The organism is Enterobacter sp. SLBN-59, from assembly GCF_024807915.1.
Lineage (GTDB): Bacteria > Pseudomonadota > Gammaproteobacteria > Enterobacterales > Enterobacteriaceae > Enterobacter > Enterobacter asburiae_B.
The window spans coordinates 1,331,736-1,358,035 of the sequence record NZ_JANUFI010000001.1; the positions used below are offsets into that span (position 1 = coordinate 1,331,736).

Annotated in this window: 26 protein-coding genes and 1 tRNA gene; 16 read left to right on the forward strand and 11 right to left on the reverse strand. The window is 58.7% G+C overall.

Annotated features, from left to right (window positions below; all coding sequences use genetic code 11):
• Positions 1-18: 18 nt before the first annotated feature.
• The gene (locus M2422_RS06350) at positions 19-696 is read left to right on the forward strand and encodes an isochorismatase family protein (protein WP_033145175.1); all 678 of its coding nucleotides are present in this window, start codon (positions 19-21) and stop codon (positions 694-696) included.
• Positions 697-832: 136 nt separating this feature from the next.
• Positions 833-920, forward strand: a tRNA-Ser gene (locus M2422_RS06355).
• Between the two features lie 381 nt (positions 921-1,301).
• On the opposite strand, the gene phoH is transcribed toward M2422_RS06355, so the two are convergent.
• From phoH to efeU, 4 genes are all read right to left on the reverse strand, one after another.
• Positions 1,302-2,090, reverse strand: a complete 789-nt coding sequence (gene phoH / locus M2422_RS06360) for a phosphate starvation-inducible protein PhoH (protein WP_024908976.1) — start codon at positions 2,088-2,090, stop codon at positions 1,302-1,304.
• 500 nt (positions 2,091-2,590) lie between these two features.
• Positions 2,591-3,874: an iron uptake transporter deferrochelatase/peroxidase subunit gene (efeB, locus tag M2422_RS06365; RefSeq protein ID WP_033145174.1), complete on the reverse strand. Its 1,284-nt coding sequence runs from the start codon at positions 3,872-3,874 to the stop codon at positions 2,591-2,593.
• A gap of 5 nt (positions 3,875-3,879) precedes the next feature.
• Entirely contained in the window at positions 3,880-5,007 is a 1,128-nt protein-coding gene (gene efeO / locus M2422_RS06370; RefSeq protein ID WP_045354579.1) for an iron uptake system protein EfeO, read from the reverse strand.
• 40 nt (positions 5,008-5,047) lie between these two features.
• Positions 5,048-5,881 carry an iron uptake transporter permease EfeU gene (efeU, locus tag M2422_RS06375; RefSeq protein WP_033145172.1) on the reverse strand — a complete coding sequence of 278 codons (834 nt, stop codon included), beginning with the start codon at positions 5,879-5,881 and terminating at the stop codon, positions 5,048-5,050.
• A 251-nt stretch (positions 5,882-6,132) separates the two neighbouring features.
• Between efeU and M2422_RS06380 the strand changes: the two genes are divergently transcribed.
• On the forward strand, positions 6,133-7,317 hold the full coding sequence (locus tag M2422_RS06380) for a NupC/NupG family nucleoside CNT transporter (protein WP_029740188.1): 1,185 nt from the start codon (positions 6,133-6,135) through the stop codon (positions 7,315-7,317).
• 70 nt (positions 7,318-7,387) lie between these two features.
• On the opposite strand, the gene M2422_RS06385 is transcribed toward M2422_RS06380, so the two are convergent.
• Entirely contained in the window at positions 7,388-7,807 is a 420-nt protein-coding gene (locus M2422_RS06385) for a DUF3574 domain-containing protein (RefSeq protein ID WP_028019107.1), read from the reverse strand.
• 116 nt (positions 7,808-7,923) lie between these two features.
• Positions 7,924-9,432, reverse strand: a complete 1,509-nt coding sequence (putP, locus tag M2422_RS06390) for a sodium/proline symporter PutP (RefSeq protein WP_039261698.1) — start codon at positions 9,430-9,432, stop codon at positions 7,924-7,926.
• A gap of 422 nt (positions 9,433-9,854) precedes the next feature.
• Here putP and putA point away from each other — a divergent pair, with 422 nt between their 5' ends.
• Positions 9,855-13,817, forward strand: coding sequence for a trifunctional transcriptional regulator/proline dehydrogenase/L-glutamate gamma-semialdehyde dehydrogenase (gene putA / locus M2422_RS06395; RefSeq protein WP_064672262.1), 3,963 nt, complete (start codon positions 9,855-9,857; stop codon positions 13,815-13,817).
• A gap of 51 nt (positions 13,818-13,868) precedes the next feature.
• Positions 13,869-14,261: a lysozyme inhibitor LprI family protein gene (locus tag M2422_RS06400; RefSeq protein WP_039261695.1), complete on the forward strand. Its 393-nt coding sequence runs from the start codon at positions 13,869-13,871 to the stop codon at positions 14,259-14,261.
• Positions 14,262-14,334: 73 nt separating this feature from the next.
• On the opposite strand, the gene rutR is transcribed toward M2422_RS06400, so the two are convergent.
• Positions 14,335-14,973, reverse strand: a complete 639-nt coding sequence (rutR, locus tag M2422_RS06405) for an HTH-type transcriptional regulator RutR (protein WP_023335217.1) — start codon at positions 14,971-14,973, stop codon at positions 14,335-14,337.
• A gap of 245 nt (positions 14,974-15,218) precedes the next feature.
• Between rutR and rutA the strand changes: the two genes are divergently transcribed.
• From rutA to rutG, 7 genes are read left to right on the forward strand one after another with little or no spacing between them, the layout of a single operon-like run.
• On the forward strand, positions 15,219-16,310 hold the full coding sequence (rutA, locus tag M2422_RS06410; RefSeq protein ID WP_064672261.1) for a pyrimidine utilization protein A: 1,092 nt from the start codon (positions 15,219-15,221) through the stop codon (positions 16,308-16,310).
• A complete protein-coding gene (gene rutB, locus M2422_RS06415; RefSeq protein ID WP_064672260.1) occupies positions 16,310-16,999 on the forward strand; it encodes a pyrimidine utilization protein B in 690 nt (229 codons plus the stop codon). Before rutA ends, rutB begins: the two co-directional genes overlap by 1 nt.
• An 11-nt stretch (positions 17,000-17,010) precedes the next feature.
• Entirely contained in the window at positions 17,011-17,397 is a 387-nt protein-coding gene (rutC, locus tag M2422_RS06420; protein ID WP_010429508.1) for a pyrimidine utilization protein C, read from the forward strand.
• 7 nt (positions 17,398-17,404) lie between these two features.
• On the forward strand, positions 17,405-18,205 hold the full coding sequence (gene rutD / locus M2422_RS06425; RefSeq protein WP_064672259.1) for a pyrimidine utilization protein D: 801 nt from the start codon (positions 17,405-17,407) through the stop codon (positions 18,203-18,205).
• Between the two features lie 9 nt (positions 18,206-18,214).
• Positions 18,215-18,805, forward strand: coding sequence for a malonic semialdehyde reductase (locus M2422_RS06430; protein WP_033145164.1), 591 nt, complete (start codon positions 18,215-18,217; stop codon positions 18,803-18,805).
• 9 nt (positions 18,806-18,814) lie between these two features.
• Positions 18,815-19,309: an NADH-dependent FMN reductase RutF gene (gene rutF / locus M2422_RS06435; RefSeq protein ID WP_064672258.1), complete on the forward strand. Its 495-nt coding sequence runs from the start codon at positions 18,815-18,817 to the stop codon at positions 19,307-19,309.
• A gap of 21 nt (positions 19,310-19,330) precedes the next feature.
• Positions 19,331-20,653: a pyrimidine utilization transport protein G gene (gene rutG, locus M2422_RS06440; protein ID WP_047061541.1), complete on the forward strand. Its 1,323-nt coding sequence runs from the start codon at positions 19,331-19,333 to the stop codon at positions 20,651-20,653.
• Here rutG and M2422_RS06445 read toward each other — a convergent pair.
• Together M2422_RS06445 and M2422_RS06450 are read right to left on the reverse strand one after the other, a co-directional pair.
• Positions 20,641-21,564, reverse strand: a complete 924-nt coding sequence (locus M2422_RS06445; RefSeq protein ID WP_064672257.1) for a DMT family transporter — start codon at positions 21,562-21,564, stop codon at positions 20,641-20,643. The genes rutG and M2422_RS06445 overlap by 13 nt on opposite strands.
• A 117-nt stretch (positions 21,565-21,681) precedes the next feature.
• Positions 21,682-21,852, reverse strand: a complete 171-nt coding sequence (locus M2422_RS06450) for a general stress protein (protein ID WP_023311077.1) — start codon at positions 21,850-21,852, stop codon at positions 21,682-21,684.
• 390 nt (positions 21,853-22,242) lie between these two features.
• On the opposite strand from M2422_RS06450, the gene wrbA reads away from it, so the two are divergent.
• On the forward strand, positions 22,243-22,839 hold the full coding sequence (wrbA, locus tag M2422_RS06455; protein WP_023311076.1) for an NAD(P)H:quinone oxidoreductase: 597 nt from the start codon (positions 22,243-22,245) through the stop codon (positions 22,837-22,839).
• Between the two features lie 20 nt (positions 22,840-22,859).
• Complete coding sequence (locus M2422_RS06460; RefSeq protein WP_008499832.1) at positions 22,860-23,087, forward strand: YccJ family protein; 228 nt, start codon at positions 22,860-22,862, stop codon at positions 23,085-23,087.
• A 32-nt stretch (positions 23,088-23,119) separates the two neighbouring features.
• Here M2422_RS06460 and agp read toward each other — a convergent pair whose 3' ends face one another.
• A complete protein-coding gene (gene agp, locus M2422_RS06465) occupies positions 23,120-24,361 on the reverse strand; it encodes a bifunctional glucose-1-phosphatase/inositol phosphatase (protein ID WP_064672256.1) in 1,242 nt (413 codons plus the stop codon).
• Positions 24,362-24,513: 152 nt separating this feature from the next.
• On the opposite strand from agp, the gene M2422_RS06470 reads away from it, so the two are divergent.
• Both M2422_RS06470 and M2422_RS06475 read left to right on the forward strand, forming a co-directional pair.
• Positions 24,514-24,957, forward strand: coding sequence for a helix-turn-helix domain-containing protein (locus tag M2422_RS06470; RefSeq protein WP_032658095.1), 444 nt, complete (start codon positions 24,514-24,516; stop codon positions 24,955-24,957).
• Positions 24,958-25,082: 125 nt separating this feature from the next.
• A complete protein-coding gene (locus tag M2422_RS06475) occupies positions 25,083-25,877 on the forward strand; it encodes an SDR family oxidoreductase (RefSeq protein WP_048976700.1) in 795 nt (264 codons plus the stop codon).
• Position 25,878: 1 nt separating this feature from the next.
• Here the strand turns inward: M2422_RS06475 and M2422_RS06480 are convergent, their stop codons facing one another.
• A complete protein-coding gene (locus M2422_RS06480; protein WP_047061537.1) occupies positions 25,879-26,238 on the reverse strand; it encodes a helix-turn-helix domain-containing protein in 360 nt (119 codons plus the stop codon).
• Positions 26,239-26,300: the final 62 nt, after the last annotated feature.

Genomic DNA, 26,300 nt, shown 5'->3' on the forward strand with positions numbered 1-26,300 from the left:
TTAATAAAGGAGAAGATAATGTCTACACCTGCGAATTTTAATGGCGCACGTCCGGTTATTGATGTGAACGATGCGGTGATGTTGCTTATCGATCACCAGAGCGGTCTGTTCCAGACCGTTGGGGATATGCCAATGCCGGAACTGCGCGCCCGTGCGGCTGCGCTGGCAAAAATCGCGACTCTGGCGAAGATCCCTGTGATCACCACCGCGTCCGTCCCGCAGGGACCGAACGGACCGCTTATCCCGGAGATCCACGCCAACGCGCCGCATGCGCAGTATGTTGCCCGTAAAGGCGAGATCAACGCCTGGGATAACCCGGATTTTGTTGCTGCGGTGAAAGCGACCGGGCGCAAGACGCTGATTATCGCGGGCACTATCACCAGCGTCTGCATGGCCTTCCCGTCAATCAGCGCGGTAGCGGACGGCTATAAGGTGTTTGCGGTGATTGATGCCTCCGGCACCTACAGCAAAATGGCGCAGGAGATCACCCTGGCGCGCGTGGTGCAGGCCGGTGTGGTTCCGATGGATACGGCGGCGGTGGCCTCTGAGATCCAGAGAACCTGGAATCGTGAGGACGCAGCCGAGTGGGCTGAGGTGTATACCCACATCTTCCCGGCTTACCAGCTGCTGATCGAAAGCTACGGCAAAGCACAGGAAGTAGTTAAAAACAGCGAAGTGCTCGATTCACAGCGTTAATTACCCGTGCTGCGACAAGAGCTGATTAAGGCTTAACCGAACGAGCACGAATACAGAAAATCTGCTTGACCGTGTTAGCGCAACTCCCTATAGTAGCGCCCCGTTGCCCCCAAGCGGTCAGGCAGCAAAAAAATATGGTGAGGTGTCCGAGTGGCTGAAGGAGCACGCCTGGAAAGTGTGTATACGGCAACGTATCGGGGGTTCGAATCCCCCCCTCACCGCCATATTTAAAGAAGAGCTCGCATGAAAATGCGGGCTTTTTTTTCGCATGTTGCACACCTGCGAGGGGATGAGAATCCCCGACCGGGGTTCGACAACTGGCGACAGCCAGTTGGACAGACTGAGAGCGTAGCGAACAGTCTGCCCGCAGGGCGAGCGAAGCGAGTCAATCCCCCCCTCACCGCCATATTTAAAGAAGAGCTCGCATGAAAATGCGGGCTTTTTTTCGCATGTTGCACGCCTGCGGGGGGATGAGAATCCCCCGGTGCTATATGCTGCTCGGTGCGGCCTGAGCCCCTCACCCTGCCCCTCTCCCCAGGGGAGAGGGGGATAAAAAGCACAAAAAACAAAGCCCGGTTTCCCGGGCCTTGAACACAACAGCAAACTCAATAATACGCTTGCAGCGTGCGCTGACAGAGCGCTGAACGCACGCAGTCCTCTTTGGTGAAGCGTACCACCCCAATCATCTCATCTTCCTCAAAACGTGACATGGCGTCGCTCAGCCCGGATTTCACGCCGGATGGCAGGTCACACTGGGTAATATCGCCGTTAACGATAACCGTCACGTTCTCCCCGAGGCGCGTCAAAAACATCTTCATTTGCGCAGCGGTCACGTTCTGAGCCTCGTCAAGAATGACGACCGCATTTTCAAATGTACGTCCGCGCATATAGGCGAACGGCGCGATTTCCACCTTGCCAATCTCTGGTCGCAGGCAGTACTGCATAAAGGATGCACCCAGTCGCTTCACCAGCACGTCATAGACGGGCCTGAAGTACGGAGCAAACTTCTCCGAAATATCTCCGGGCAGGAAGCCGAGATCTTCATCAGCCTGCAGTACAGGACGGGTAACAATAATGCGCTCCACATCCTTATGAATCAGCGCCTCCGCCGCTTTGGCTGCACTGATCCAGGTTTTCCCGCATCCGGCTTCACCGGTTGCAAAGATGAGCTGTTTACTCTCGATAGCATTCAGGTAGTGCGCCTGAGCCTCATTGCGCGCCACAATTGGAGAATTATCACGGCTGTCTCGGGCCATGCCAATTGCTTCTACGCCACTCATCTGCACAAGCGAGGTGACCGATTCTTCTTCACGCTGTTTATGGCTACGTGAATCCCGTCTCAGCACACGTTTTGCTTCGCGACGAGCTTTGATCACTGCTTTTTGTCTTCCCATGGATAGCACCTTGAGTTGTTGGTATTCATCACACGCGCCAGCTTCGGCACGATTATGCGCACGAACATCAGAGGGTTGGCTTCCTTGTAAGCCATTGCTTGCTTTATCGGATAACGATACGGAACAGCTACGCGCACCGTTCTGCACGTCGGTCGAATCAGATTCTTGAGGAAGGGGGGAGAATTTAGTGGTGAGGAAATCGCTGCCGGAGTCTGAGCCTCCGCGCCGGGTGCTGCGGTTGTTATGTTTACCTTGTCCAGTACAGGACGCAACCATTCGCGATCTCCATAGTGATTCAGCATCACTGCCGGGAACTACCGCTGTCTTATCTTAAGTACATCAGGAGTTATCATAAATGCAACATTTATTTTACCTGAATGCAACTTTTAAGACTGTCCCTACAGGTGAAATCAGTCTCATATAGAAATATTACAGAAATATAACAGGAGGATAGTCATATGAAAAAATAATGTCCCCGCGAACGGTTGCGGGGACAATTATCAGGCTTCAATAAGACCTTGAGCGAGGTACGCGTTCCGATCGCGCACGCCCGGCAGGGCAAAGAAATAGCCGCCGCCGATGGGCTTAATGTACTCTTCCAGCGCTTCGCCGTTGAGCCGCTTCTGCACGGTCAGGAAGCCTTTTTCCAGATCGTGCTGATAGCAGACGAACAGCAGCCCCATATCAAGCTGTCCGGCGTTGGTCACGCCGAGCGAATAGCTGTAGCCACGACGCATCATCAGGCTGGACTGCGTCTCTTTGGTGCGCGGATTAGCCAGACGAATGTGGCTGTCCAGCGCGATGGTATCGCCGTTGGGATCGCTGGCGTAGTCGGGCACGTCATGCTCGTTCTTCATGCCGAGCGGCGCGCCGCTTTGCTTATCGCGACCAAAGATCGTCTGCTGCTCCTTGAGCGGCGTGCGGTCCCAGAACTCCACGTGGAACTGAATAATCCGCACCGCCTGATAGCTGCCGCCCACCGCCCACGCCGGTTCGCCCTGATCCGCCGTCACCCATACCACGTCTTTCATCAACGCCGCATCGCTGCTGTCCGGGTTGGCCGTACCGTCCTTAAAGCCCAGCAGGTTCACCGGGGTCTCTTTCCCTTTACTGCGGGCGGCGTGGTCCGAGATAAAACCTTCCCGCTTCCAGCGCACGCTCAGCAGATCCGGCGTGTGCTTGATGATATCGCGCAGGGCGTGGATCACCGTGTCCTGAGTATTGGCGCAAATCTGCAGGAGCAGGTCGCCATGGCACAGCGCCGCGTCCAGAGAGTCATTCGGGAAACGCGTCATTTTCTGCAGCGCTTTCGGCTTCTGTTTTGCCAGCCCATAGCGCGCGTCAAACAGCGATTCACCCAGCGAAACGGTAATGGTCAGGTTATCCGGGGCGATAAACGGCCCCAGAATGCCGGAGTCCATTGGCGGCAGACGCGGGTTCGGCGTATCGGGCGCCGGTCCGCCAGCGGTAAGAAACGCGATGCGCGTCGTCAGCAGGCGGAACAGGCGCTCCAGATCGGCTTTATCGCTGGCCAGCGAATCAAAGGCCACCAGCATCATGGACGCCTGCTGCGGCGTCAGGATGCCCGACTGATGTTCGCCATAAAACGGCTGCGTCTCCATGCGGGCATTGGGTGACAGCGTGCCGGGCGCGCTCTGCGGTTTCGCCGCATGCGCTACCGGACAGCCACCGGCCAGAGCAAGAGCGCCCCCCAGCGCCCCTACTCCTTTTAACAATCGACGACGTGAAGGCTCAACCACATCGTTCTCGTTATGCTTATTCATCGTGCTTAGTCCAGACCCAGTACGCCGCGCAGCAGAGAGAGATCTTCCGCCAGGGCGGTAATCGGGCCTTTCAGCGCGTTACGGTCGGCATCGGTCAGCTTGTCGTAGGTTTCAAACCCGTCTTTAGTCCGGTACTTCGCCAGAATGGTGTCGACTTTTTTGAAGTTGGCATCCACTTTGGCCAGCAGTTCGCCGTTCTCTTTCTGCAGCTGAGGACGCAGCAGGTTAACAATTTTCTGCGCGCCGTCGACGTTGGCCTGGAAGTCCCACAGATCGGTATGGCTGTAGCGATCTTCTTCGCCGCTGATTTTGCTCGCGGCCACTTCTTCAATCAGACCAGCCGCGCCGCCCACCACTTTTGACGGCGGGAAGGCCAGCTCACTGATGCGCTTTTGCAGCTCCAGCACGTCGCCGTTCAGCTGCTCGGCGTATTTCTCCATCCCTTTGGTAGAGTTGTCGCCAAACAGGGCTTTCTCCAGACGGTGGAAACCGGTGAATTTCGGATCGGCGGCTTTCTGCTCGTAATCATCTTCGCGGGCATCAATGCTGCCATCAAGGTCAGAGAACAGTTCGGCAATCGGCTCGATGCGCTCGTAGTGCTGACGGGTTGGCGCATACAGGGATTTCGCTTTTTCGATGTCACCGGCCTTCACCGCATCGGTAAAGGCTTTGGTTGCCGCCGCCAGGTCCGCCGTCTCTTTCGTGACGTAGGCTTTATACGCCGTAATCGCGTCGCCCAGGCTCAGCACCGCAGCACCTTTCGCCGCATCGGCCGTCGCTTCACCTTTGACGATCAGCTTCCCTTTAGGGTTGGTCAGCAGGCCGCAGGTCATCTCATACTCGCCCGGCTGCAGGTTGGCGGTCATCTTCTGGCTGAAGCCAGGGGCGATGTTTTCACGCTCCTCCACCACCAGAACCCCTTTCAGGATCTCCCACTCCAGCGCTTTCTGGCTGTGGTTCTGAATAATAAACTGGGTTTTGCCGCTGTTCACCGTGAGGGTCATCGGCTCGCACTGCTTATCATTAACGGTGACTTTAACCTGAGGAACATCCGCGCCCCAGGCGGAGAATGCAGAAGCGAACAGCGCGGCAATGCCTGCGCATAACGCACTACGACGGAACTGAATTGCCATGACTCTTCCCTTTAAAAGTATGTTGTAACTAAAACAAAAATTATGGCGTAACGCGCGACGCCTGCGTGCCGGTACGCGGCGGCATTGCGAACAGCACCAGCGCCGGAACCAGATAGATAAAGTACATCGCCACTTCGCTGACGCTCGGCGTTTCCTGATAGCCGAAGATACCTTCGAGCAGGGTGCCGGTCAGAGAGTGCGTGGAGAGCACGTTGCTGAGGTCGAACGCCACGTCCTGGAAATGGTTCCACAGCCCCGCCTCGTGGAAGGCGCGAATCGCCCCCGCCGCCAGCCCAGCCGCCACCAGCAGAATAAACAGGCTGGTCCACTTGAAGAAGGCGCCCAGGTTCAGGCGAATACCGCCCCAGTAGAGCAGAAAGCCCAGCACAACGGCGGTTGCCAGCCCGAGCATCGCGCCAACCGGCGGCCAGATACCGACATCCTGCTGAAACGCCGCCAGCAGGAAGAAAACGGACTCCAGGCCTTCACGCGCGACGGCAAAAAAGACCATCATGATCAGCGCCCAGCCGTGGTTATTGCCCTTTTGCAGCGCGTTATCCACCGCCTGCTCCAGCTGCACCTTCACGTTACGGGAGACTTTACGCATCCAGAACACCATCCACGTGAGGATCACCACCGCAATCACGGCGACGATCCCTTCGAACAGCTCCTGCTCTTTCTGCGGGAACTCCCCGGTGGTTTCGTTGATGAGGATACCGAGGCCCAGACAGAGTGCCGCGGCAAGGAATACCCCGACCCACATGACGCCAATCCAGCGTCCGCGCTGGGTTCGCTTCAGATAGCTGGCGATGAGGCTCACGATAAGGGCAGCTTCAAGCCCTTCACGTAACATAATGAGAAATGGAACAAACATGCCGACACCTTAAATGTTTATCGCGGTCAACTGATGCAAAGAAAGGTAAATTCTTGTGATAGTGATTATCATTACGGCGAAAAGAAACACAAGCGAAATGTGTGGTGTTTTGATGACGAGTTGTAAACGCCGAGCCTGGTAATAGTTACATACGTTACGTTCAGGTTTATAAGTTATAACGAAAATGCCCATTTACGCTGGTACGGGGCTGTGGCTAAATATCCGCCTCAAACACCTGGTGAAAATTAATTATGTTTAAAATTGTCCATTTCCTGCTGGCGCTGGTCATTATTCTCGCGCTTGCCTGGCTGGTAAGTTTCGACCGCCGAAAAATTCGCATTCGTTATGTTTTACAGCTGATTGTTATTGAAATTGCGCTGGCGTTCTTTTTCCTGCACGCCGAAAGCGGGTTATTCCTGATTAAATATGTTTCCGGCTTCTTTGAGTCGCTGCTGAAATTTGCTTCGGAAGGGACCAATTTCGTCTTTGGCGGAATGGGGGAAAAAGGGCTGGCGTTCATTTTCCTCGGCGTGCTTTGCCCGATTATTTTTATTTCCGCGCTGATTGGTATTCTTCAGCACTGGCGGATCCTGCCGATTTTTATTCGGGTCATCGGCACGCTGCTGTCAAAACTGAACGGTATGGGCAAGCTGGAATCCTTTAACGCGGTGAGCTCGCTGATCCTCGGCCAGTCGGAAAACTTCATTGCCTACAAAGGCGTGCTGGGCGATCTCTCCTCTCGTCGTCTCTTCACCATGGCGGCCACGGCCATGTCGACGGTCTCCCTGTCGATTGTCGGCGCCTATATGACCATGCTCGACGCCAAATTTGTCGTCGCGGCGCTGATTCTGAACATGTTCAGCACCTTTATTATTCTCTCCGTCATCAACCCGGCGCGCCCGGAAGCGGAGCCGGATATCAAGCTGGAAAAACTGCATGAATCGCAGAGCTTCTTCGAAATGCTCGGCGAGTATATTCTGGCCGGTTTTAAGGTGGCGATGATTATTCTGGCCATGCTGATCGGCTTTATCGCGCTTATTAGCGCCGTTAACGCCCTCTTCTCCAGCGTATTTGGCATGAGCTTCCAGCAGATCCTGGGCTATGTATTTTACCCCCTGGCGTGGCTGGTGGGTATTCCGCTGAGCGATGCCTTAAACGCGGGCAGTATTATGGCGACCAAGCTGGTGGCGAATGAATTTGTGGCGATGATTGAGCTGCAAAAAATCGCGCATCAAATGTCCCCGCGCGGGCTGGGCATTTTATCCGTCTTCCTGGTATCCTTCGCGAACTTCGCGTCCATCGGCATTGTGGCCGGGGCGATTAAGGGCCTGAACGAGCAGCAGGGGAACGTGGTGTCGCGGTTTGGTCTGCGTCTGGTGTACGGCGCGACGCTGGTGAGCCTCCTGTCGGCGAGCTTTGCGGGGCTGGTGCTCTGATGCAATACCGGGTGGCGCTTCGCTTACCCGGCCTACAAAACAACAACGGCGGGTTATCCCGCCGTTTTTATTAGAACTGCACGCACACCGGCTGGTCGACGCGCATCACCGACTCCTGCGCGAAGCGAGATTTATAAATCCCGCGTAACGCTTCGATGTTCTTCTCGCTCTGCGCATCCTTACCGTGGATCAGCATCAGCGCTTTGCTGGGTTCACGTGCCACTTTCCCGTCGTTCCCCAGCCACTGCCCGCGCGCGTCAAACACCGTTAAGCCATCGCGGAAACGCGGCGTCACGTCCTGGTCAACAAACTGCTGCCACTCGTTGCTGGTGATTTGCGCCCCGGCAGGACGATTTAAGCCGAAATAGAGCGTGGTTTGCTGCATCTGGTTATCCGCTTTGCAGGTCTCTACAGCCGCGTGTTGCGATGGCGCCGTGCAGCCAGCGAGCATCAATAGTGCCGCTGCCATTACCCCTGTTTTGATTGTCATGCTTCGCTATCCTCATTGTTATAAGCACAGGGATATCACAGGAAATTACGGATTTTGGCAAGAAAAAAGCCGGGTGCGCTTGCGCTCACCCGGCCTGCATTGTGCTGCGAGAAAAATTATTCTGCCTGGAGCTTAGACGGCGGCGCAGTGTGGTAATGCGCGTCGGCTTCAGCAAAGCGTTTCTGCATGGAGGCAGACGGGGCTTTACCCAGCAGGCTGAACACCACGATGCCGATGCTGCCGAAGATGAAGCCCGGAATGATTTCGTACAGGCCCAGCCACGCGAACTGTTTCCAGACGATAACGGTCAGCGCACCGATGATCATCCCCGCCAGCGCGCCGTTACGGGTCATACGTGACCACATGACGGAGAACAGCACGACCGGACCAAACGCCGCACCGAAGCCCGCCCACGCGTAGCTCACGAGGCCCAGCACGCGGTTTTCCGGGTTGGCCGCCAGCGCGATGGCAATCAGCGCCACCAGCAGCACCATAAAGCGCCCTACCCACACCAGCTCTTTCTGGCTCGCATTTTTACGCAGGAAGGCTTTGTAAAGGTCTTCGGTGATCGCACTGGAGCAAACCAGCAGCTGACAGCTCAGGGTGGACATCACCGCCGCCAGGATTGCGGAGAGCAGAATACCGGCAATCCACGGGTTAAACAGAATTTGCGCCAGCTCGATGAACACGCGCTCGGCGTTCTGGTTCACCGCGCCCGCCTGCGCCGGGTTGTTGTTGAAGTACGCGATGCCGAAGAAGCCGACCGCACACGCCCCTGCCAGACACAGGATCATCCACGTCATGCTGATGCGACGGGCATGAACGATGGTGTGGTGGGAATCCGCCGCCATAAAGCGCGCCAGGATATGCGGCTGACCGAAGTAGCCCAGACCCCAGCCCATCAGCGAGACGATGGCCACGAAGTTCAGCCCTTTCAGCATGTCGACGTTTTCGATGCTCTTCTGCTTGATCACTTCCAGCGATTCGCCAAAGCCGCCAACGGTGAAAATCACAATCACCGGAGTCAGGATCAGGGCGAAGATCATCAGGCTCGCCTGCACGGTATCGGTCCAGCTCACGGCCAGGAATCCGCCCACGAAGGTATAGAGGATGGTCGCCGCAGCACCGGCCCACAGGGCGGTTTCGTAGCTCATGCCGAAGGTGCTTTCGAACAGACGCGCGCCGGCCACGATGCCGGAGGCACAGTAAATGGTGAAGAACAGCAGGATAACTACCGCAGAGATAATGCGCAGGATGCGGCTGTTATCTTCAAAACGTCCGGTGAAGTAATCCGGCAGCGTCAGGGCGTTGTTGTTGGCCTCGGTATGCACGCGCAGACGGCCTGCCACCAGCTTCCAGTTGATCCATGCGCCGACGGTCAGGCCGATGGCGATCCAGCTTTCAGAGATACCGGAGATGAAAATCGCGCCGGGCAGCCCCATCAGCAGCCAGCCGCTCATGTCGGAGGCGCCCGCAGAGAGTGCGGTCACCATCGGGCCTAAACTGCGTCCGCCCAGAATGTAGTCGTCAAAGTTCTTTGTAGAACGCCACGCCAAAAACCCTATCAGGATCATGCCAAAAATATAAACGAGAAATGTCACCAGCATCGGTGTGCTAATAGCCATTCAAATTCTCCAAAATGTCGAGCGACAACCATCCGGGCTGCCTTGTTATATGATCACCGGAACGAGGTGAATGTATCTTGTGTTTCGGTTGGGCGCGCTATCCTGCCGTATGCGCCTTCCGCTGACAAACGATTTAACACTGCATTTACATCAATTTCATCCCCGGTTTGATACGAGTTTCCTATAGGTTGCACTCGCTCACGCTTTTACGGGTTGCACCTTTGAAAAGTGTTAACTACCGCATAAAACCAGGCTTCCCGCACAAAAGCCAGCGCGTTTTCCCAGCTAACTATTCGTTAACAATCCATTCATTTTCCGGGTTGCAAACCAGGTCACATTTAACACGGTTGCACAAAGTTGCAACATGGTGGATATTTCACGCTATCAACAGAACGCTATTACAGAACAACAGGAGCTTTGGCATGGGTATGACCACCATGGGGGTTAAGCTGGATGACGCAACCCGCGAACGGATTAAGACCGCAGCAACCCGCATTGACCGCACGCCGCACTGGTTAATTAAGCAGGCGATTTTTAACTATCTCGAAAGACTCGAGAGCGATGAGGGCCTGCCGGAGCTGCCTGCCCTGCTGGCCGGCGCGGCGAACGAAAGTGAAGAAGCCCCGGCCGCTGGCGACGAGAACCATCAGCCGTTCCTTGAATTCGCCGAGCAGATCCTGCCGCAGTCCGTCAGCCGTGCCGCCATTACCGGCGCCTACCGCCGTGCCGAAACCGACGCCGTGCCGATGCTGCTGGAGCAGGCCCGCCTGCCGGAAGCCATTGCCGCGCAGGCGCACAGCCTGGCGTATCAGTTAGCCGACAAGCTGCGCAACCAGAAAACCGCCACCGGCCGCGCCGGGATGGTTCAGGGTCTGCTGCAGGAGTTTTCCCTCTCCTCTCAGGAAGGCGTGGCGCTGATGTGCCTCGCGGAAGCGCTGCTGCGTATTCCGGATAAAGCCACCCGCGACGCGCTGATCCGCGACAAGATCAGCAACGGCAACTGGCATTCCCACATTGGCCGCAGTCCGTCGCTGTTTGTCAACGCGGCAACCTGGGGCCTGCTGTTTACCGGCAAACTGGTCTCCACCCATAACGAAGCCAATCTCTCCCGCTCCCTGAACCGCATCATCGGCAAGAGCGGCGAGCCGCTGATCCGCAAAGGCGTGGACATGGCGATGCGTCTGATGGGCGAGCAGTTTGTCACCGGGGAAACCATTGCCGAAGCGCTGGCGAACGCCCGCAAGCTGGAAGATAAAGGTTTCCGCTACTCGTACGACATGCTGGGCGAAGCGGCCCTGACCGCCGCCGACGCGCAGGCCTACATGGTTTCTTACCAGCAGGCGATCCACGCCATTGGTAAAGCGTCCAACGGTCGCGGTATTTATGAAGGCCCGGGCATCTCCATTAAGCTCTCCGCCCTGCACCCGCGCTACAGTCGCGCGCAGTACGACCGGGTGATGGAAGAACTCTACCCGCGCCTGAAGTCCCTGACCCTGCTGGCGCGCCAGTATGACATCGGCATTAACATCGACGCCGAAGAGGCCGACCGTCTGGAGATCTCCCTCGATCTGCTGGAAAAACTGTGCTTCGAGCCGGAGCTGGCAGGCTGGAACGGCATTGGCTTCGTTATCCAGGCCTACCAGAAGCGCTGCCCGTTCGTCATTGATTACCTGATTGACCTGGCAAGCCGCAGCCGCCGTCGCCTGATGATCCGTCTGGTGAAAGGCGCCTACTGGGACAGCGAAATCAAACGCGCCCAGATGGAAGGGCTGGAAGGCTATCCGGTCTATACCCGCAAGGTTTACACCGACGTCTCTTACCTCGCCTGTGCGAAAAAGCTGCTCGGCGTGCCGAACCTGATCTATCCACAGTTCGCTACCCACAACGCCCACACCCTGGCGGCGATCTACAGCCTGGCCGGGCAAAACTACTATCCGGGCCAGTACGAGTTCCAGTGCCTGCACGGCATGGGTGAACCGCTGTACGAGCAGGTCACCGGTAAAGTGGCGGACGGCAAGCTGAACCGCCCGTGCCGAATCTATGCTCCGGTGGGAACGCACGAAACCCTGCTGGCGTACCTGGTGCGTCGTCTGCTGGAAAACGGCGCGAACACCTCCTTCGTTAACCGCATCGCCGACACCACGCTGCCGCTGGACGAGCTGGTGGCCGATCCGGTGCAGGCCGTTGAGAAGATGGCGGCGCAGGAAGGCCAGGTTGGACTGCCGCATCCGAAGATTGCCCTGCCGCGCGAGCTGTACGGCAAAGGCCGCGTCAACTCGGCGGGTCTGGATCTCGCCAACGAACACCGTCTGGCGTCCCTCTCCTCTGCCCTGCTCAACAGCGCGCTGCAGAAGTGGCAGGCCAAACCGATGCTGGAGCAGCCCGTTGCAGACGGCGAAATGCAGCCGGTGATCAACCCGGCCGAGCCGAAGGATATCGTCGGCTACGCGCGAGAAGCGACCGAAGCGGAAGTGGATCAGGCGCTGGACAGCGCGGTGAACAACGCCCCTATCTGGTTTGCCACGCCGCCGCAGGAGCGCGCCGCGATTCTGGAGCGCGCGGCGGTGCTGATGGAAGATCAGATGCAGTCGCTCATCGGCATTCTGGTGCGCGAGGCGGGTAAAACCTTCAGCAACGCGATTGCCGAAGTGCGCGAGGCCGTCGACTTCCTGCACTACTACGCCGGTCAGGTGCGCGATGATTTCGATAACGAAACCCACCGTCCGCTGGGTCCGGTCGTCTGTATCAGCCCGTGGAACTTCCCGCTGGCGATCTTCACCGGCCAGATTGCCGCCGCGCTGGCCGCAGGCAACAGCGTGCTGGCAAAACCGGCAGAGCAGACCCCGCTGATTGCCGCGCAGGGCATCAACATTCTTCTCGAAGCCGGCGTGCCGGCGGGCGTGGTTCAGCTGCTGCCGGGCCGCGGTGAAACGGTCGGTGCCAAACTGACCTCCGATAACCGTGTGCGCGGCGTGATGTTCACCGGTTCGACCGAAGTGGCGTCGCTGCTGCAGCGCAATATTGCCACCCGTCTGGATGCGCAGGGCCGCCCTACGCCGCTCATCGCGGAAACCGGCGGGATGAACGCCATGATCGTTGACTCCTCTGCCCTTACCGAGCAGGTGGTGGTCGACGTGCTGGCCTCCGCGTTCGACAGCGCCGGTCAGCGCTGCTCCGCCCTGCGCGTGCTGTGCCTGCAGGACGACGTGGCGGACCACACGCTGAAGATGCTGCGCGGCGCGATGGCCGAATGCCGCATGGGCAACCCGGGCCGTCTCACCACCGATATCGGGCCGGTGATCGACGCGGAAGCCAAAGCCAACATCGAAAACCACATTCAGACCATGCGCGCGAAAGGCCGCCCGGTGTTCCAGGCGGTGCGCGAGAACAGCGAAGATGCCCGCGAATGGCGGACAGGAACCTTTGTGCCGCCAACGCTGATTGAGCTGGCAAGCTTCGACGAGCTGAAAAAAGAGGTCTTCGGACCCGTGCTGCACGTGGTGCGCTACAACCGTAACAACCTGAACGAGCTGGTTGAGCAGATCAACGCCTCCGGCTATGGCCTGACGCTCGGCGTGCATACCCGTATCGACGAGACTATCGCGCAGGTCACCGGCAGCGCCAAAGTGGGCAACCTGTACGTCAACCGCAACATGGTTGGCGCGGTCGTGGGCGTGCAGCCGTTCGGCGGCGAAGGCCTTTCCGGCACCGGTCCGAAAGCGGGCGGTCCGCTCTACCTGTACCGTCTGCTGGCGAACCGTCCGGAGAACGCCCTGGGCGTCACCCTGGCACGCCAGGATGCGGACTATCCGGTGGATGCGCAGCTGAAAACCGTGCTGACCCAGCCGCTGGAGGCGCTCATTACATGGGCAGAAAAACGTCCTGAACTGCGTGCCGTCGCGAAGCAGTACGGCGAGCTGGCGCAGGCGGGCACGCAGCGTCTGCTGCCGGGGCCAACCGGCGAGCGCAACACCTGGACGCTGATGCCGCGCGAGTGCGTGCTGTGCGTGGCCGATAACGAGCAGGACGCGCTGGTGCAGCTGGCCGCCGCCATGGCAACCGGCTGTGAAGTGCTGTGGCCGGAAGATGCCCTGCATCGCGATCTCGCCAAACAGCTGCCGAAGGCGGTCTCGGCCCGCATTCGCTTCGCGAAAGCCGATAGCCTGCTGACCCAGCCGTTTGATGCGGTGATCTACCACGGTGATTCCGATCAGCTGCGCGAACTGTGCGAGCAGGTTGCGGCCCGCAGCGGCGCCATCGTTTCCGTGCAGGGCTTTGCGCGCGGAGAAACTAACCTGCTGCTGGAGCGTCTGTACGTGGAGCGCTCGCTCAGCGTCAACACCGCGGCGGCAGGCGGTAACGCCAGTCTGATGACAATAGGCTAACGCTGTGTTAATAAGGCTCCGGAGACGGAGCCTTATTTTTTTGGGGAGTATATGAAACGATTTCTTATCGCCAGTGCGGCACTGCTAATGAGCGCCAGCGCGCTGGCCGACGAGTGCGACAACGCGACCACCCAGCTTGAACTGAATACCTGTAGCGCGCAGCAGTACCAGGCTGCCGATAAAAAACTCAACCAGACGTATCAGGCCGCCATCAAACGCGCGGCAGCTCCTCAGCGCGACCTGCTGAAAAAAGCGCAGCAGGCGTGGATTACCCTGCGCGATGCGGACTGCGCGTTTATCGGTTCGGGGACGGAAGGCGGGAGCGTCCAGCCAATGATTGTTAACCAGTGCCTGGCGGAAAAAACCGTGGAGCGCGAAGCGTTTCTGGCCTCGCTGATGCAGTGTGAAGAGGGCGACTTAAGCTGCCCTCTCCCGCCGGGCTGAGGGATCCCCACAAAATAATACCTGCGCGGATGGCCCCCTCTCCCTTGAGGGAGAGGGCTGGGGTGAGGGGAAACTAGCGCAGGCGGATCCCTTCGATAATCATCCGCTGCACGTTTTCCAGGGTGCTGTGGAAAAACGCCTCGTCCTGGAGCGTTTTACCGGTCACCGCCTCAACCTGGGCCGCAAAGTCAGCGTAATGCTGGGTGGAGGCCCAGATCATAAAGATCAGATGATGCGGGTCGACCGGGGCCAGTTTTCCGCTGGCGACCCATCCGGCAATAATGGCCGACTTATCGTCCACCAGCTGTTTTAGATCGCCGGTTAATTCCGCCTGCAGCAGCGGCGCGCCCTGCAGCATCTCAAGACAAAACAGTCGCGACGCCTGCGGGTAATCGCGCGACACCTCCAGCTTCAGGCGAATGTACTCTTTGATCGCCACCAGCGGGGCCAGCTCCGCGCGGAACGCTTTGAGGGGCGCCAGCCAGATATCGAGGATCTGCTGCATCACCGCGATATAGAGCGCCTCTTTCGACGGGTAGTAGTAAAGCAGATTGGTTTTGGATACGCCGGACTGCTCCGCCACCTGCTCCAGGCGCGTGCCGTGAATACCAAACTGCGAAAAAGTCTCCAGCGCCGCGCTGAGGATCGCCTGCTTCTTGGCGCTCACCGCCTGCGAACGTTTACCTGGTGTTTTCACTGCGCCTTGTGCCATTCCCGCTCTCCTTATTCTGCGTTGCCCTCAGCATAGCAAAACCCCCGACTCGCCACGACATCCTGCACTCCGATCGCGCATGAATGCCTGTTTTCTGTGCAATGTTTTTGACCAGTTAGTCCACATTTAGCCGAATCAATCCACCAACTTCTGATTAACACATTAATAACACAGCCATTTTCAAAACTGGCACCGCCTTTGCAAAAACACCGCTACACCTGCGACGTAATGAAGAGAGGTTCGTGATGAAAATTGGCGTATTTGTACCCATCGGCAACAACGGCTGGCTTATCTCGACCACTGCACCGCAATACAAGCCGACCTTTGAGCTCAATAAAGCCATCGTGCAGAAAGCAGAGCACTACCATTTCGACTTTGCGCTTTCGATGATCAAGCTGCGCGGCTTTGGCGGCAAAACCGAATTCTGGGATCACAACCTGGAGTCCTTTACCCTGATGGCCGGGCTGGCCGCGGTCACCTCGCGGATCCAAATCTACGCCACCGCCGCCACGCTCACCCTGCCCCCGGCGATCGTCGCGCGCATGGCATCCACCATCGACTCCATCTCCGGCGGGCGTTTTGGCGTCAACCTGGTCACCGGCTGGCAAAAACCGGAGTACGAGCAGATGGGGCTCTGGCCGGGTGACGAGTACTTCTCGCGTCGCTACGACTACCTGACCGAATACGTGCAGGTGCTGCGCGACCTGTGGGGGACCGGCAAAAGCGATTTCAAGGGCGATTTCTTCACCATGAACGACTGCCGCGTCAGCCCGCAGCCGTCGGTGCCGATGACGGTGATTTGCGCCGGACAAAGCGACGCGGGGATGGAATTTTCCGCGAAATACGCCGACTTCAACTTCTGCTTCGGTAAAGGCGTGAACACGCCTGCCGCCTTCGCCCCGACCGCCGCGCGCATGAAAGAGGCCGCCGACAAAACCGGGCGCGACGTGGGCTCCTACGTGCTGTTTATGGTCATTGCCGACGAAACCGACGACGCCGCGCGCGCGAAATGGGAGCGCTATAAGGACGGCGCCGACGAGGAGGCCCTGATCTGGCTCACCGAGCAGAGCCAGAAGGATACCCGCTCCGGGGCGGATACCAACGTTCGCCAGATGGCTGACCCGACCTCCGCCGTCAATATCAACATGGGCACGCTGGTCGGCTCGTACGCCAGCGTCGCCAGAATGCTTGACGAAGTGGCGGCCGTACCCGGCGCGGAAGGCGTCCTGCTGACCTTCGACGATTTCCTCACCGGCGTGGAGACCTTCGGCGAGCGCATCCAGCCGCTGATGCAGTGCCGCGCCCACATCCCTGCCGTCACGAAGGAGGTGGCGTAATGACGACCCTTAACGCACGCCCGGAAGCCATCACCTTCGTGCCACAGCAGAGCGCGCTGATCGTGGTGGACATGCAAAACGCCTACGCCAGCCAGGGCGGCTATCTGGATCTGGCGGGATTCGACGTCTCCGCCACCCGGCCGGTGATTGAGAACATTAAAACCGCCGTCGCCGCCGCGCGCGCCGCGGGCATGCTCATCATCTGGTTCCAGAACGGCTGGGATGACCAGTACGTCGAGGCCGGCGGCCCCGGCTCGCCCAACTTCCACAAGTCGAACGCCCTGAAAACCATGCGTAAACGGCCCGAACTGCAGGGCAAGCTGCTGGCGAAAGGCGGCTGGGACTATCAGCTGGTCGATGAGCTGGTACCGCAGGCGGGCGATATTGTCCTGCCCAAACCGCGCTACAGCGGCTTTTTCAACACCCCGCTCGACAGCCTGCTGCGCAGCCGGGGCATTCGTCATCTGGTGTTCACCGGCATCGCCACCAACGTCTGCGTGGAGTCGACCCTGCGCGACGGCTTTTTCCTCGAGTATTTTGGCGTGGTGCTGGAAGACGCGACCCACCAGGCCGGGCCGGAATTCGCCCAGAAAGCGGCCCTGTTCAACATCGAAACCTTTTTTGGCTGGGTCAGTAACGTCAATGATTTCTGCGACGCCCTGACTCCCCCGCTTGCCCGTATCGCCTGAGGAGACGCCTGATGCCGAAATCCGTAATCATCCCGCCGGGTACCAGCACGCCGATTGCCCCGTTTGTTCCCGGTACCCTCGCCGACGGCGTGGTGTATGTCTCCGGTACGCTGCCGTTTGATAAAGACAACAACGTGGTGTTTATCAACGACCCAAAGGCGCAAACCCGCCACGTGCTCGAGACGATCAAAACCGTGATCGAAACGGCGGGTGGCACGATGGAGGATGTGACCTTCAACAGCATCTTTATCACCGACTGGAAAAACTACGCCGCGATTAACGAGATTTACGCCGAGTTCTTCCCCGGCGATAAACCGGCGCGGTTCTGCATTCAGTGCGGGCTGGTGAAGCCAGAGGCGCTGGTTGAAATCGCCACCGTTGCGCACATCGCGAAGTGAGGCAGGTATGAAACTTTCCGTCTCGCCGCCCCCGTACGAGGGCGCGCCCGTGGTGGTCTTTATTTCCGGTCTCGGCGGCAGCGGCAGCTACTGGCTGCCCCAGCTGGCCGCGCTGGAGCCGGAATATCAGGTGGTGTGCTATGACCAGCGGGGAACGGGCAATAACCCCGCCACCCTGCCGGAAGGGTACAGCCTTGCGCAGATGGCGCACGAGCTGGCCCAGGCGCTGGCTGAAGCCGGGATTGTCCGCTACAGCGTCGTGGGTCACGCGCTGGGGGCACTGGTCGGCCTGCAGCTCGCCCTCGACAGGCCCGACGCCCTCACCGCGCTGGTGTGCGTTAACGGCTGGCTGACCCTCAACGCCCACACCCGCCGCTGCTTTCAGATCCGCGAGCGCCTGCTGCATTACGGCGGCGCACAGGCGTGGGTCGAGGCGCAGCCGCTGTTTCTCTACCCTGCGGACTGGATGGCCGCCCGCGCCCCCCGTCTGGAGGCCGAAGAAGCGCTGGCGCTGGCCCATTTCCAGGGCAAAACCAACCTGCTGCACAGGCTCAGCGCCCTGAAAAAGGCCGACTTCAGCCGCCATGCGGCGCGCATTCGCTGCCCGGTACAGATCGTCTGTTCTGCCGACGACATGCTGGTGCCCTCAGTCTGCTCATCCGAGCTGCAGGCGGCGATCCCGCACAGCCACAGCGTGGTGATGCGCCAGGGCGGGCATGCCTGCAACGTCACCGAGCCGGATACCTTCAACACCCTGCTGCTGAACGGGCTGGCCAGCCTGCTGCACAGCCCGGAACCCGCTTTATAAGGAGCTTTAATGAGCGAAGCCATTACCCCCGCCGCGCTGGAAACGCTGTTCACCGGCGCGCGCACCCATAACGGCTGGCAGGATATGCCCGTCAGCGACGAAACGCTGCGCGAAATCTACAACCTGATGAAATGGGGGCCCACGTCCGCCAATTGCTCCCCGGCACGGATTGTGTTTGTGCGAAGCGCGGAGGGAAAAGAGAAGCTGCGCCCGGCGCTCTCCAGCGGTAACCTCGAGAAAACGCTCACCGCTCCGGTCACGGCGATTATTGCCTGGGACGGTGAATTCTACGAGCGCCTGCCCGAGCTGTTCCCGCACGGCGATGCAAAGAGCTGGTTCACCACCAGCCCCGCGCATGCGGAAGAGACTGCCTTTCGCAACAGCTCAATGCAGGCCGCTTACCTGATTTTCGCCTGTCGCGCCCTGGGGCTGGACACCGGCCCGATGTCGGGATTTGACCGCCAAAAGGTCGACGAAGCCTTTTTCACCGGCACGACGCTTAAAAGCAATCTGCTGATCAACATAGGCTATGGCGATACCCGAAAACTTTACGGGCGCCTGCCGCGCCTGGACTTTGACGATGCCTGCGGGCTGGCGTAAGGAGCGATGATGACAACACCGGATAAACAAACCTTTCGCGACGCCATGGCCTGCGTTGGCGCGGCGGTCAACATCATCACCACCGACGGCCCGGCGGGGATGGCAGGCTTCACCGCCAGCGCGGTGTGCAGCGTAACGGATTCACCGCCCACCCTGCTGGTGTGCCTGAACCGCGGCGCGTCCGTTTGGCCAACGTTTAGCGAAAACCGCACCCTTTGCGTGAATACCCTGAGCGCCGGACAGGAGCCTTTATCTAACCTGTTTGGCGGGAAAACGCCGATGGCAGAACGCTTTGCCGCCGCCCGCTGGCAGACGGGCGACACGGGCTGTCCGCGCCTGGAAGATGCGCTGGCCTCGTTTGACTGCCGCATCAACCAGGTGGTGAGCGTCGGCACCCACGACATTCTGTTTTGCGACATTATTTCGATTATTCGCCACCCCGCGCCGCAAGGGCTGGTGTGGTTTGACCGCGGCTACCACGCGCTTATGCGACCCGCCTGTTAACCCGCCTTAAGGAGACAGACCATGTTCGGATTTCCCCACTGGCAGTTGAAATCGACCTCCACAGAAACAGGCGTGGTCGCGCCGGATGAACGCCTGCCGCTCGGGCAGACGATGGTGATGGGCGTTCAGCACGCGGTCGCCATGTTTGGCGCCACGGTGTTGATGCCGATGCTGATGGGACTCGATCCCAACCTGTCTATTCTGATGTCGGGTATCGGTACCCTGCTGTTCTTTTTCGTCACCGGCGGGCGCGTGCCCAGCTATCTCGGATCCAGCGCCGCCTTTGTGGGCGTCGTCATCGCCACTACCGGGTTTAACGGCCAGGGGATCAACCCCAACCTGAGCGTGGCCCTCGGCGGCATCATCGCCTGCGGCCTGGTGTACACCCTGATTGGTCTGGTGGTGATGAAAATCGGCACGCGCTGGATCGAGCGAATGATGCCTCCCGTCGTGACGGGCGCCGTGGTGATGGCAATTGGCCTCAACCTCGCGCCAATTGCGGTCAGGAGCGTCTCCGCCTCGCCGTTTGAAAGCTGGATGGCGGTGATCACGGTGCTGTGCATCGGCCTGGTGGCGGTGTTCACGCGGGGCATGATCCAGCGTCTGCTGATCCTGGTTGGGCTGATTGTCGCCTGTCTGGTCTACGCCCTGCTGGCCAATGTTTTCGGTCTGGGCAAGCCGGTTGACTTTACGCTGCTCCACCAGGCCGCCTGGTTCGGCCTGCCGAAGGTGACCTCGCCCACCTTTAACACCCAGGCGATGATGCTTATCGCACCGGTGGCGGTGATCCTGGTGGCGGAGAACTTAGGCCACCTGAAGGCGGTTGCGGGGATGACCGGGCGCAGCATGGATCCGTACATGGGCCGCGCGTTCGTCGGTGACGGTCTGGCGACCATGCTCTCCGGTTCCGTAGGCGGCAGCGGCGTCACCACCTATGCCGAAAATATCGGCGTGATGGCGGTAACCAAGGTCTACTCGACGCTGGTCTTCGTGGCGGCGGCGGTGATGGCGATGCTGCTCGGCTTCTCACCGAAGTTCGGCGCGCTGATCCACACCATTCCGTCCCCGGTCATCGGCGGGGCATCGATTGTGGTGTTTGGGCTGATCGCCGTGGCCGGCGCGCGCATCTGGGTACAGCATCGCGTCGATCTCAGCCAGAACGGCAACCTGATTATGGTGGCGGTCACGCTGGTGCTGGGCGCAGGCGATTTTGCCCTGACGCTGGGCGGGTTTACGATTGGCGGGATTGGCACGGCGACCTTTGGTGCGATCCTGCTTAACGCCCTGCTGAGCCGCCGGATGGCCGCCGCGCCGCAGGGCGCCGTAGTGCATCAGGATTCCTGATTTAACGCCGCGCTGTCATTTTCTGGCAGCGCGTTTTTCTTCCGTTTGAGCTTTAACTCGCTCACCAGCACCCCGGCGACAATGAATGCCGCGCCCACCAGCGCCAGAAGCGGCAAACGCTCACCTGCAATGCGTCCGAAAATCCCCGCCCAGACCGGTTCACCGGTATAAATCACCGTCGCGCGGGTTGGCGATACGCTGCGCTGCGCCCAGTTCATGGTGACCTGAATAATGGCGCTGAAGATACCCAGCCCCAGTGCGACCACCACCAGGCCGGTGGACATCGGCGGCACGGACTCCCCTGCCGGCACCATCGTCGCAAACGCCACCAGCGACGCTGTGGCGAGCTGCACCACCGTTACCCGCTTGACGTCGACCTTGCCCGCCCAGGCGCTAATCAGAATAATTTCCGCCGCAATGGCAATCGCCCCTATCAGGGTGATGATTTCGCCCGGCCCCAGCGCAAGCAGGTTGTTTTCCGGCCCGGCCAGTAAGATCAGGCCGATAAACGCCAGCACGATGCCAATACAGGACATCAGCCCCGGCAGCCGCCCCAGGCACAGCCACTGCAGCAGCGGCACCAGCGGCACATACATGGCGGTGATAAACGCGGATTTACTGCTGGGGATGGTCTGCAATCCCCATGTCTGCAGGCTGTAGCCCATCGCTATCGCCACCCCAATCGCCACGCCGGCCTTAAGTTCTTTCAGCGTCAGCCCCCGCAGCGTTTTAAGCGAAATCAGCCCCACGGCTAGCGCCGCCGTCGCAAAGCGCAGGCCAACAAAAAAGAACGGATCGCTGAGGGTCACCGCGTACTGAACGGCCAGAAACGTCCCGCCCCAGAACATGGTGATGAGAATCAGGATGGCTTCCTGCGGTTTAACGGAGAATTTGAAGCGTGAGACAGACATGCGGCACTCGCAGTTAAGATCAATTCTCTAGTGTGCGTTGCCTTTGGTTACAGTTCAATGTTGCAGAAATAAAAAAACCGCCGGGAGATCCCGGCGGCAGGGGTTCAACCCGGCGTGTTACTTACTGCTGCCGTGGCTGTTTTTCCCCCCTTTCTTGCCAGCTTCAGATGCGCGTTGCGGGTCATTCTTGAAATTGCCCCCGCTATGCTGGCCACCTTTACGGCCTGCTTCTGATGCTCTTTCACGGTCTTCTGCGAAATTACCTGAACCACCACGATGGTTTGCCATCTCTAACCTCCAGAATGTGAAACATTAGACATCATATTGCATTCAGTAAAAGAGGATTCTTTCACCTCGCAACACAAGGACAGTGCCTTTATCTGTGCCGCATGAAACTAAGCTTAGTGGAATGCCGCTATCCGGCAAGCCGCAGGTAATATTCTGCAACATGAACTCAGCCTTTCGGGTGAGATGACGCGGCGGCGATTCATAAACCTTTCTTATCATTTCAAAAATATGCTGCCAAAAAGTTGTTTCATTTTGCTACAAAGCCTTTTTGTAACCATATTGTTATAAATCAAAGAAATGCCGTTCATTTTTGCAGTCTGGCTGTGATGGCATATCTTTAAAAGAACGCAGCGATCCGCTGTCAGAAAAACCAACGAGGAGTGATGCAAAATGGCAAAAGTTCTGGTGCTCTATTATTCCATGTATGGACACATTGAAACCATGGCTCACGCGGTTGCAGAAGGTGCGAACAGGGTTGATGGCGTTGAGGTTGTGGTGAAACGCGTACCGGAAACCATGCAGGCGGAAGCCTTCCTGAAAGCCGGGGGGAAAACGCAAAACGCCCCGGTCGCCACCCCGCAGGAGCTGGCGGACTATGATGCCATTATCTTCGGCACACCGACCCGCTTCGGCAATATGTCGGGCCAGATGCGCACCTTCCTCGATCAAACCGGCGGACTTTGGGCATCCGGGGCGCTCTACGGCAAACTCGCCAGCGTATTCAGCTCTACCGGCACCGGCGGCGGTCAGGAGCAGACGATTACCTCAACCTGGACTACCCTTGCTCATCACGGGATGGTGATTGTGCCGATTGGCTACGGCGCCCAGGAGCTGTTTGACATTTCCCAGGTGCGTGGCGGTACGCCGTACGGCGCAACCACCATTGCCGGTGGGGATGGCTCACGTCAGCCAAGCAATGAAGAACTGTCTATCGCCCGCTATCAGGGTGAATACGTCGCGGGTCTGGCCAAAAAACTGAACGGCTAACACCCAACAGGAGGACAAGCATGCCAACTCAAGAATCCAAAGCTCACCACGTGGGCGAATGGGCAAGTTTACGCAACACCTCTCCGGAGATTGCCGAAGCTATCTTTGAAGTCGCGAAGTACGATGAAAAGCTGGCCGAGCAGATTTGGGAGGAAGGTAACGATGAGGTGCTGGTGCGCGCCTTCGAAAAAACGGATAAAGACTCGCTCTTCTGGGGCGAGCAAACCATCGAACGTAAAAACGTCTAAGCGTTTCCCCCCGCCGCAGCGGGGGTTCTCTTTTACTTCGCCGCGTTATTCATCACCGCATTGAATTTATCGACAGGACAGAAGCCGTTCGCATCCACCGGGCAGCCTTTCAGCTCCAGCGTCACGCGCTGCGCGGGCGACTGCAGCGACAGCACGCTGGCGTTACGCAGCTGCTCTGAGCTCTGGTAGACATACTCAATTTTCATCAGCTCCTGGTTGGCATTTTTGTCATGCCAGCGCTGGAAAACAATCTTGCCGCCAATTGGGGTGCGCTCCTGCTGGTCGTGCAGCTGATAGGGTTTGAAATCCAGGGCCGTCAGCAGGGAAGCAATGTTCGAGTCGTGCCCCACCAGCAGGGTGATTTTCGGCGCTTTTGCCTGCTCGGTGACCAGCGTTTTATCAATGTACTTCACCAGCGGCTTCGCCACGTTTTGCGCCACTTCGGTGGAGGTAAACAGCGAGTCCTGATAGCCGTTCTTCAGCTTCGACAACACGCGCCACTGCTGGTCGGTTTTGATTTCGCCCCAGGCTACCTGGTCGGCCGGGAAGCCTTCGTAATACTGCAGCGTGAACGCGTCCACCAGCGAGTTACCCACCTTCAGCGGCCCGGATACACCAGGCTCTTTTTCATAGTCGGCGCTGAAGGTATCTTTCGCGTCAGCCAGCGAGCAGACCTTTTTCTCTTTGCAGGACGGGGAATCCGCGTAGTTCGTCAGCTGCTCAAGCAGCTTATAGCTTTCGCCCAGCTGCATTTTCTGCCGCTCGGACTCCATCGCCTTGAGCGCTTTTTCGCGAAATTCCGGCGAGTTATCGGTAATCACCGGATTGAAGGTCGGATCCATGGTGCCCATTTTTTCCTGATGGTGCACGGGAACGTCGCAGCCCGGGAACGCGCCGGTGATGAAGAACTGCGCGGTCGCGACGGTACGCTGCAGGCTGTTGGCGTAAGCATAAACGCTATCCGCAGCAGGACATTCTCCCGTCTTCACCATCCCCTGCTGCGCCAGCCACTCGCGCATGTAATGGCCCATATAGACTTCCAGCACGCCGCCCTTGGTGGTGAGCTGACCGCCCGGCACCTCCCACTCCGGCCACTGCTTCGGCGTGGACTGCTCCAGCACGCTACCGTTATTGGCGAGCGGCGCGCGCAGGTTATGGCGACTCATGATTAAAACTTGCTCCAGCTGATACCCTTCCGGCGTCTCTTGCGCCTGCACGCCAAACGTTGCTGAAATGGAACCGGCGACTGCCAGCGCGAGTAGTGCTTTTTTCATCCCTAATTCCTCACTCGTTTTAAAATGTCGCGTTCAGTGTGACAGATTCGTGACAATTTTCCGGGAAGCATTTCTCAAACTGATGATTAACGTGCTTACGGTGTGTGCCAATAAGTTTTATAATAAAACCACACCCCACCGGAGAATTGACCGTGAAACGTACCCGCCTCGAAGAGAGCACCTGCCCCGTCGCCCGTTCGCTGGATATCATCGGCGACTGGTGGTCGCTGCTGATTGTTCGCGACGCGCTGCGCGGGATTAAACGCTTCGGCGAGTTCCAGAAAAGCCTCGGCATCGCGAAAAACATGCTGACCACGCGGCTGAAACTGCTGGTCGACGAAGGCATCCTCCGGCTTCAGCCCGCGTCCGACGGCAGCGCCTGGCAGGAATACGTCCTGACCGACAAGGGGCGTGCCCTGCAAACGGTGCTGGTTGCCCTCTCCCAGTGGGGCAATGAATTTTTGTTTGCGGATAACGAATGCGGCACCGTGCTGGTCGATACCGAACAGCGCAAACCCCTGCGTAAACTGGCGCTTATCGCCGACGATGGCCGCGAACTGACGCCTGAAGAGATCGTGGCGAAACTCCCCTCCTGATCGTTCCCGACGACAACAGCACAAAATGCTCGCAAATATGGTTGCATTATAAAACCAAATAGCAGAGAGTTTATTCAGTTTCATCTTGAAACCAAATAACCCACTTTGCCCTGAGGTAACACACGATGACTACGCAAATCACCACCGCCCTGATTACGGGCGCCTCTTCCGGGATTGGTGCCGTTTATGCCGACCGTCTTGCCGCGCGCGGCGCTAACCTGGTGCTGGTCGCACGTCGCGAGGATCGCCTGAAAACCCTTGCCGCCGACCTTCGCGCGCGCTACGGCGTGGCCGTCGATATTCTGGTGGCCGATCTTACCGATGAAGCCGGGATCCGCGCCGTGGAAGAGGCGCTGCGCAGCAATACCGCGATTGATACGCTCATTAACAACGCGGGCACCGCGCAGATGGCGCCGTTCCTCGCAGGCGATGTGGCGCAGCATCAGGCCATTAATACCCTGAACACCACGGCGCTGATGCGTCTGACCTACGCCATCCTGCCGCGCCTGGCGCAGAACAATCGCGGCACGCTGATCAACATCGCGTCCGTGCTGGCCCTGCACGTCCGGGCGGGCAGCGCGCTCTACAGCGCCACCAAGGCGTGGGTGTTGAGCTTTACCCGTGGGTTACAGGAAGAATTTGCCGACAGCAGCGTGCGCATTCAGGCCGTGCTGCCCGCCGCCACGGCGACGGAAATCTGGAGCCATTCGGGCGTCACGGTGAACGATCTGCCGGAAGGATCGGTGATGACCACCGACGATATGGTGGATGCATCGCTGGCGGGTCTGGATCAGGGTGAACCGATCACCATCCCGCCGATGCATGACGCCGGCCTGTGGGATCGCTACGAAGCGGCGCGTCTTGAGCTGTTTAACAGCGCGCGCACCGGCATTCCGGCACCGCGCTACGCAAAACAGTAGCCTAACGCTCAAGCTGGTCGCCGTACTCGCTCATCCAGGCGGCCAGCGGGGAGAGTGCGTCCTGCAGGGTTAACCCCAGCGCGGTGATCTGATACTCCACGCGCGGCGGGATTTCCGGGTAGACCGTCCGCGTCACCAGCCCGCGCTGCTCAAACAGGCGCAGCTGCTTGGTCAATTCTTTCTGAGTGATGGGTGTGGCCGCCCGCAGCAGATCGCCAAAGCGTACGGGCGTGTTGAACACAATCAGACGGTACAAAATGGGGATCGCCCATTTACCGGAAATCAGGTTCACAAACTGCGTCATCGGGCAGGTATACGCCTCAGATTTTTTTTCACAGCACACCTCCAGCATTTCTGCCATAGCACACCTCTTGCCTCTTTAGTATCCATTTGGTACCTGGTTTCCTTTCGATACTAACGTTT

Coding starts and splice junctions, on each gene's coding strand:
- M2422_RS06350 (WP_033145175.1), top strand. CDS start 19: ATGTCTACACCTGCGAATTTTAATGGCGCACGTCCGGTTATTGATGTG.
- phoH (WP_024908976.1), bottom strand. CDS start 2,090: ATGGGAAGACAAAAAGCAGTGATCAAAGCTCGTCGCGAAGCAAAACGT.
- efeB (WP_033145174.1), bottom strand. CDS start 3,874: ATGAATAAGCATAACGAGAACGATGTGGTTGAGCCTTCACGTCGTCGA.
- efeO (WP_045354579.1), bottom strand. CDS start 5,007: ATGGCAATTCAGTTCCGTCGTAGTGCGTTATGCGCAGGCATTGCCGCG.
- efeU (WP_033145172.1), bottom strand. CDS start 5,881: ATGTTTGTTCCATTTCTCATTATGTTACGTGAAGGGCTTGAAGCTGCC.
- M2422_RS06380 (WP_029740188.1), top strand. CDS start 6,133: ATGTTTAAAATTGTCCATTTCCTGCTGGCGCTGGTCATTATTCTCGCG.
- M2422_RS06385 (WP_028019107.1), bottom strand. CDS start 7,807: ATGACAATCAAAACAGGGGTAATGGCAGCGGCACTATTGATGCTCGCT.
- putP (WP_039261698.1), bottom strand. CDS start 9,432: ATGGCTATTAGCACACCGATGCTGGTGACATTTCTCGTTTATATTTTT.
- putA (WP_064672262.1), top strand. CDS start 9,855: ATGGGTATGACCACCATGGGGGTTAAGCTGGATGACGCAACCCGCGAA.
- M2422_RS06400 (WP_039261695.1), top strand. CDS start 13,869: ATGAAACGATTTCTTATCGCCAGTGCGGCACTGCTAATGAGCGCCAGC.
- rutR (WP_023335217.1), bottom strand. CDS start 14,973: ATGGCACAAGGCGCAGTGAAAACACCAGGTAAACGTTCGCAGGCGGTG.
- rutA (WP_064672261.1), top strand. CDS start 15,219: ATGAAAATTGGCGTATTTGTACCCATCGGCAACAACGGCTGGCTTATC.
- rutB (WP_064672260.1), top strand. CDS start 16,310: ATGACGACCCTTAACGCACGCCCGGAAGCCATCACCTTCGTGCCACAG.
- rutC (WP_010429508.1), top strand. CDS start 17,011: ATGCCGAAATCCGTAATCATCCCGCCGGGTACCAGCACGCCGATTGCC.
- rutD (WP_064672259.1), top strand. CDS start 17,405: ATGAAACTTTCCGTCTCGCCGCCCCCGTACGAGGGCGCGCCCGTGGTG.
- M2422_RS06430 (WP_033145164.1), top strand. CDS start 18,215: ATGAGCGAAGCCATTACCCCCGCCGCGCTGGAAACGCTGTTCACCGGC.
- rutF (WP_064672258.1), top strand. CDS start 18,815: ATGACAACACCGGATAAACAAACCTTTCGCGACGCCATGGCCTGCGTT.
- rutG (WP_047061541.1), top strand. CDS start 19,331: ATGTTCGGATTTCCCCACTGGCAGTTGAAATCGACCTCCACAGAAACA.
- M2422_RS06445 (WP_064672257.1), bottom strand. CDS start 21,564: ATGTCTGTCTCACGCTTCAAATTCTCCGTTAAACCGCAGGAAGCCATC.
- M2422_RS06450 (WP_023311077.1), bottom strand. CDS start 21,852: ATGGCAAACCATCGTGGTGGTTCAGGTAATTTCGCAGAAGACCGTGAA.
- wrbA (WP_023311076.1), top strand. CDS start 22,243: ATGGCAAAAGTTCTGGTGCTCTATTATTCCATGTATGGACACATTGAA.
- M2422_RS06460 (WP_008499832.1), top strand. CDS start 22,860: ATGCCAACTCAAGAATCCAAAGCTCACCACGTGGGCGAATGGGCAAGT.
- agp (WP_064672256.1), bottom strand. CDS start 24,361: ATGAAAAAAGCACTACTCGCGCTGGCAGTCGCCGGTTCCATTTCAGCA.
- M2422_RS06475 (WP_048976700.1), top strand. CDS start 25,083: ATGACTACGCAAATCACCACCGCCCTGATTACGGGCGCCTCTTCCGGG.
- M2422_RS06480 (WP_047061537.1), bottom strand. CDS start 26,238: ATGGCAGAAATGCTGGAGGTGTGCTGTGAAAAAAAATCTGAGGCGTAT.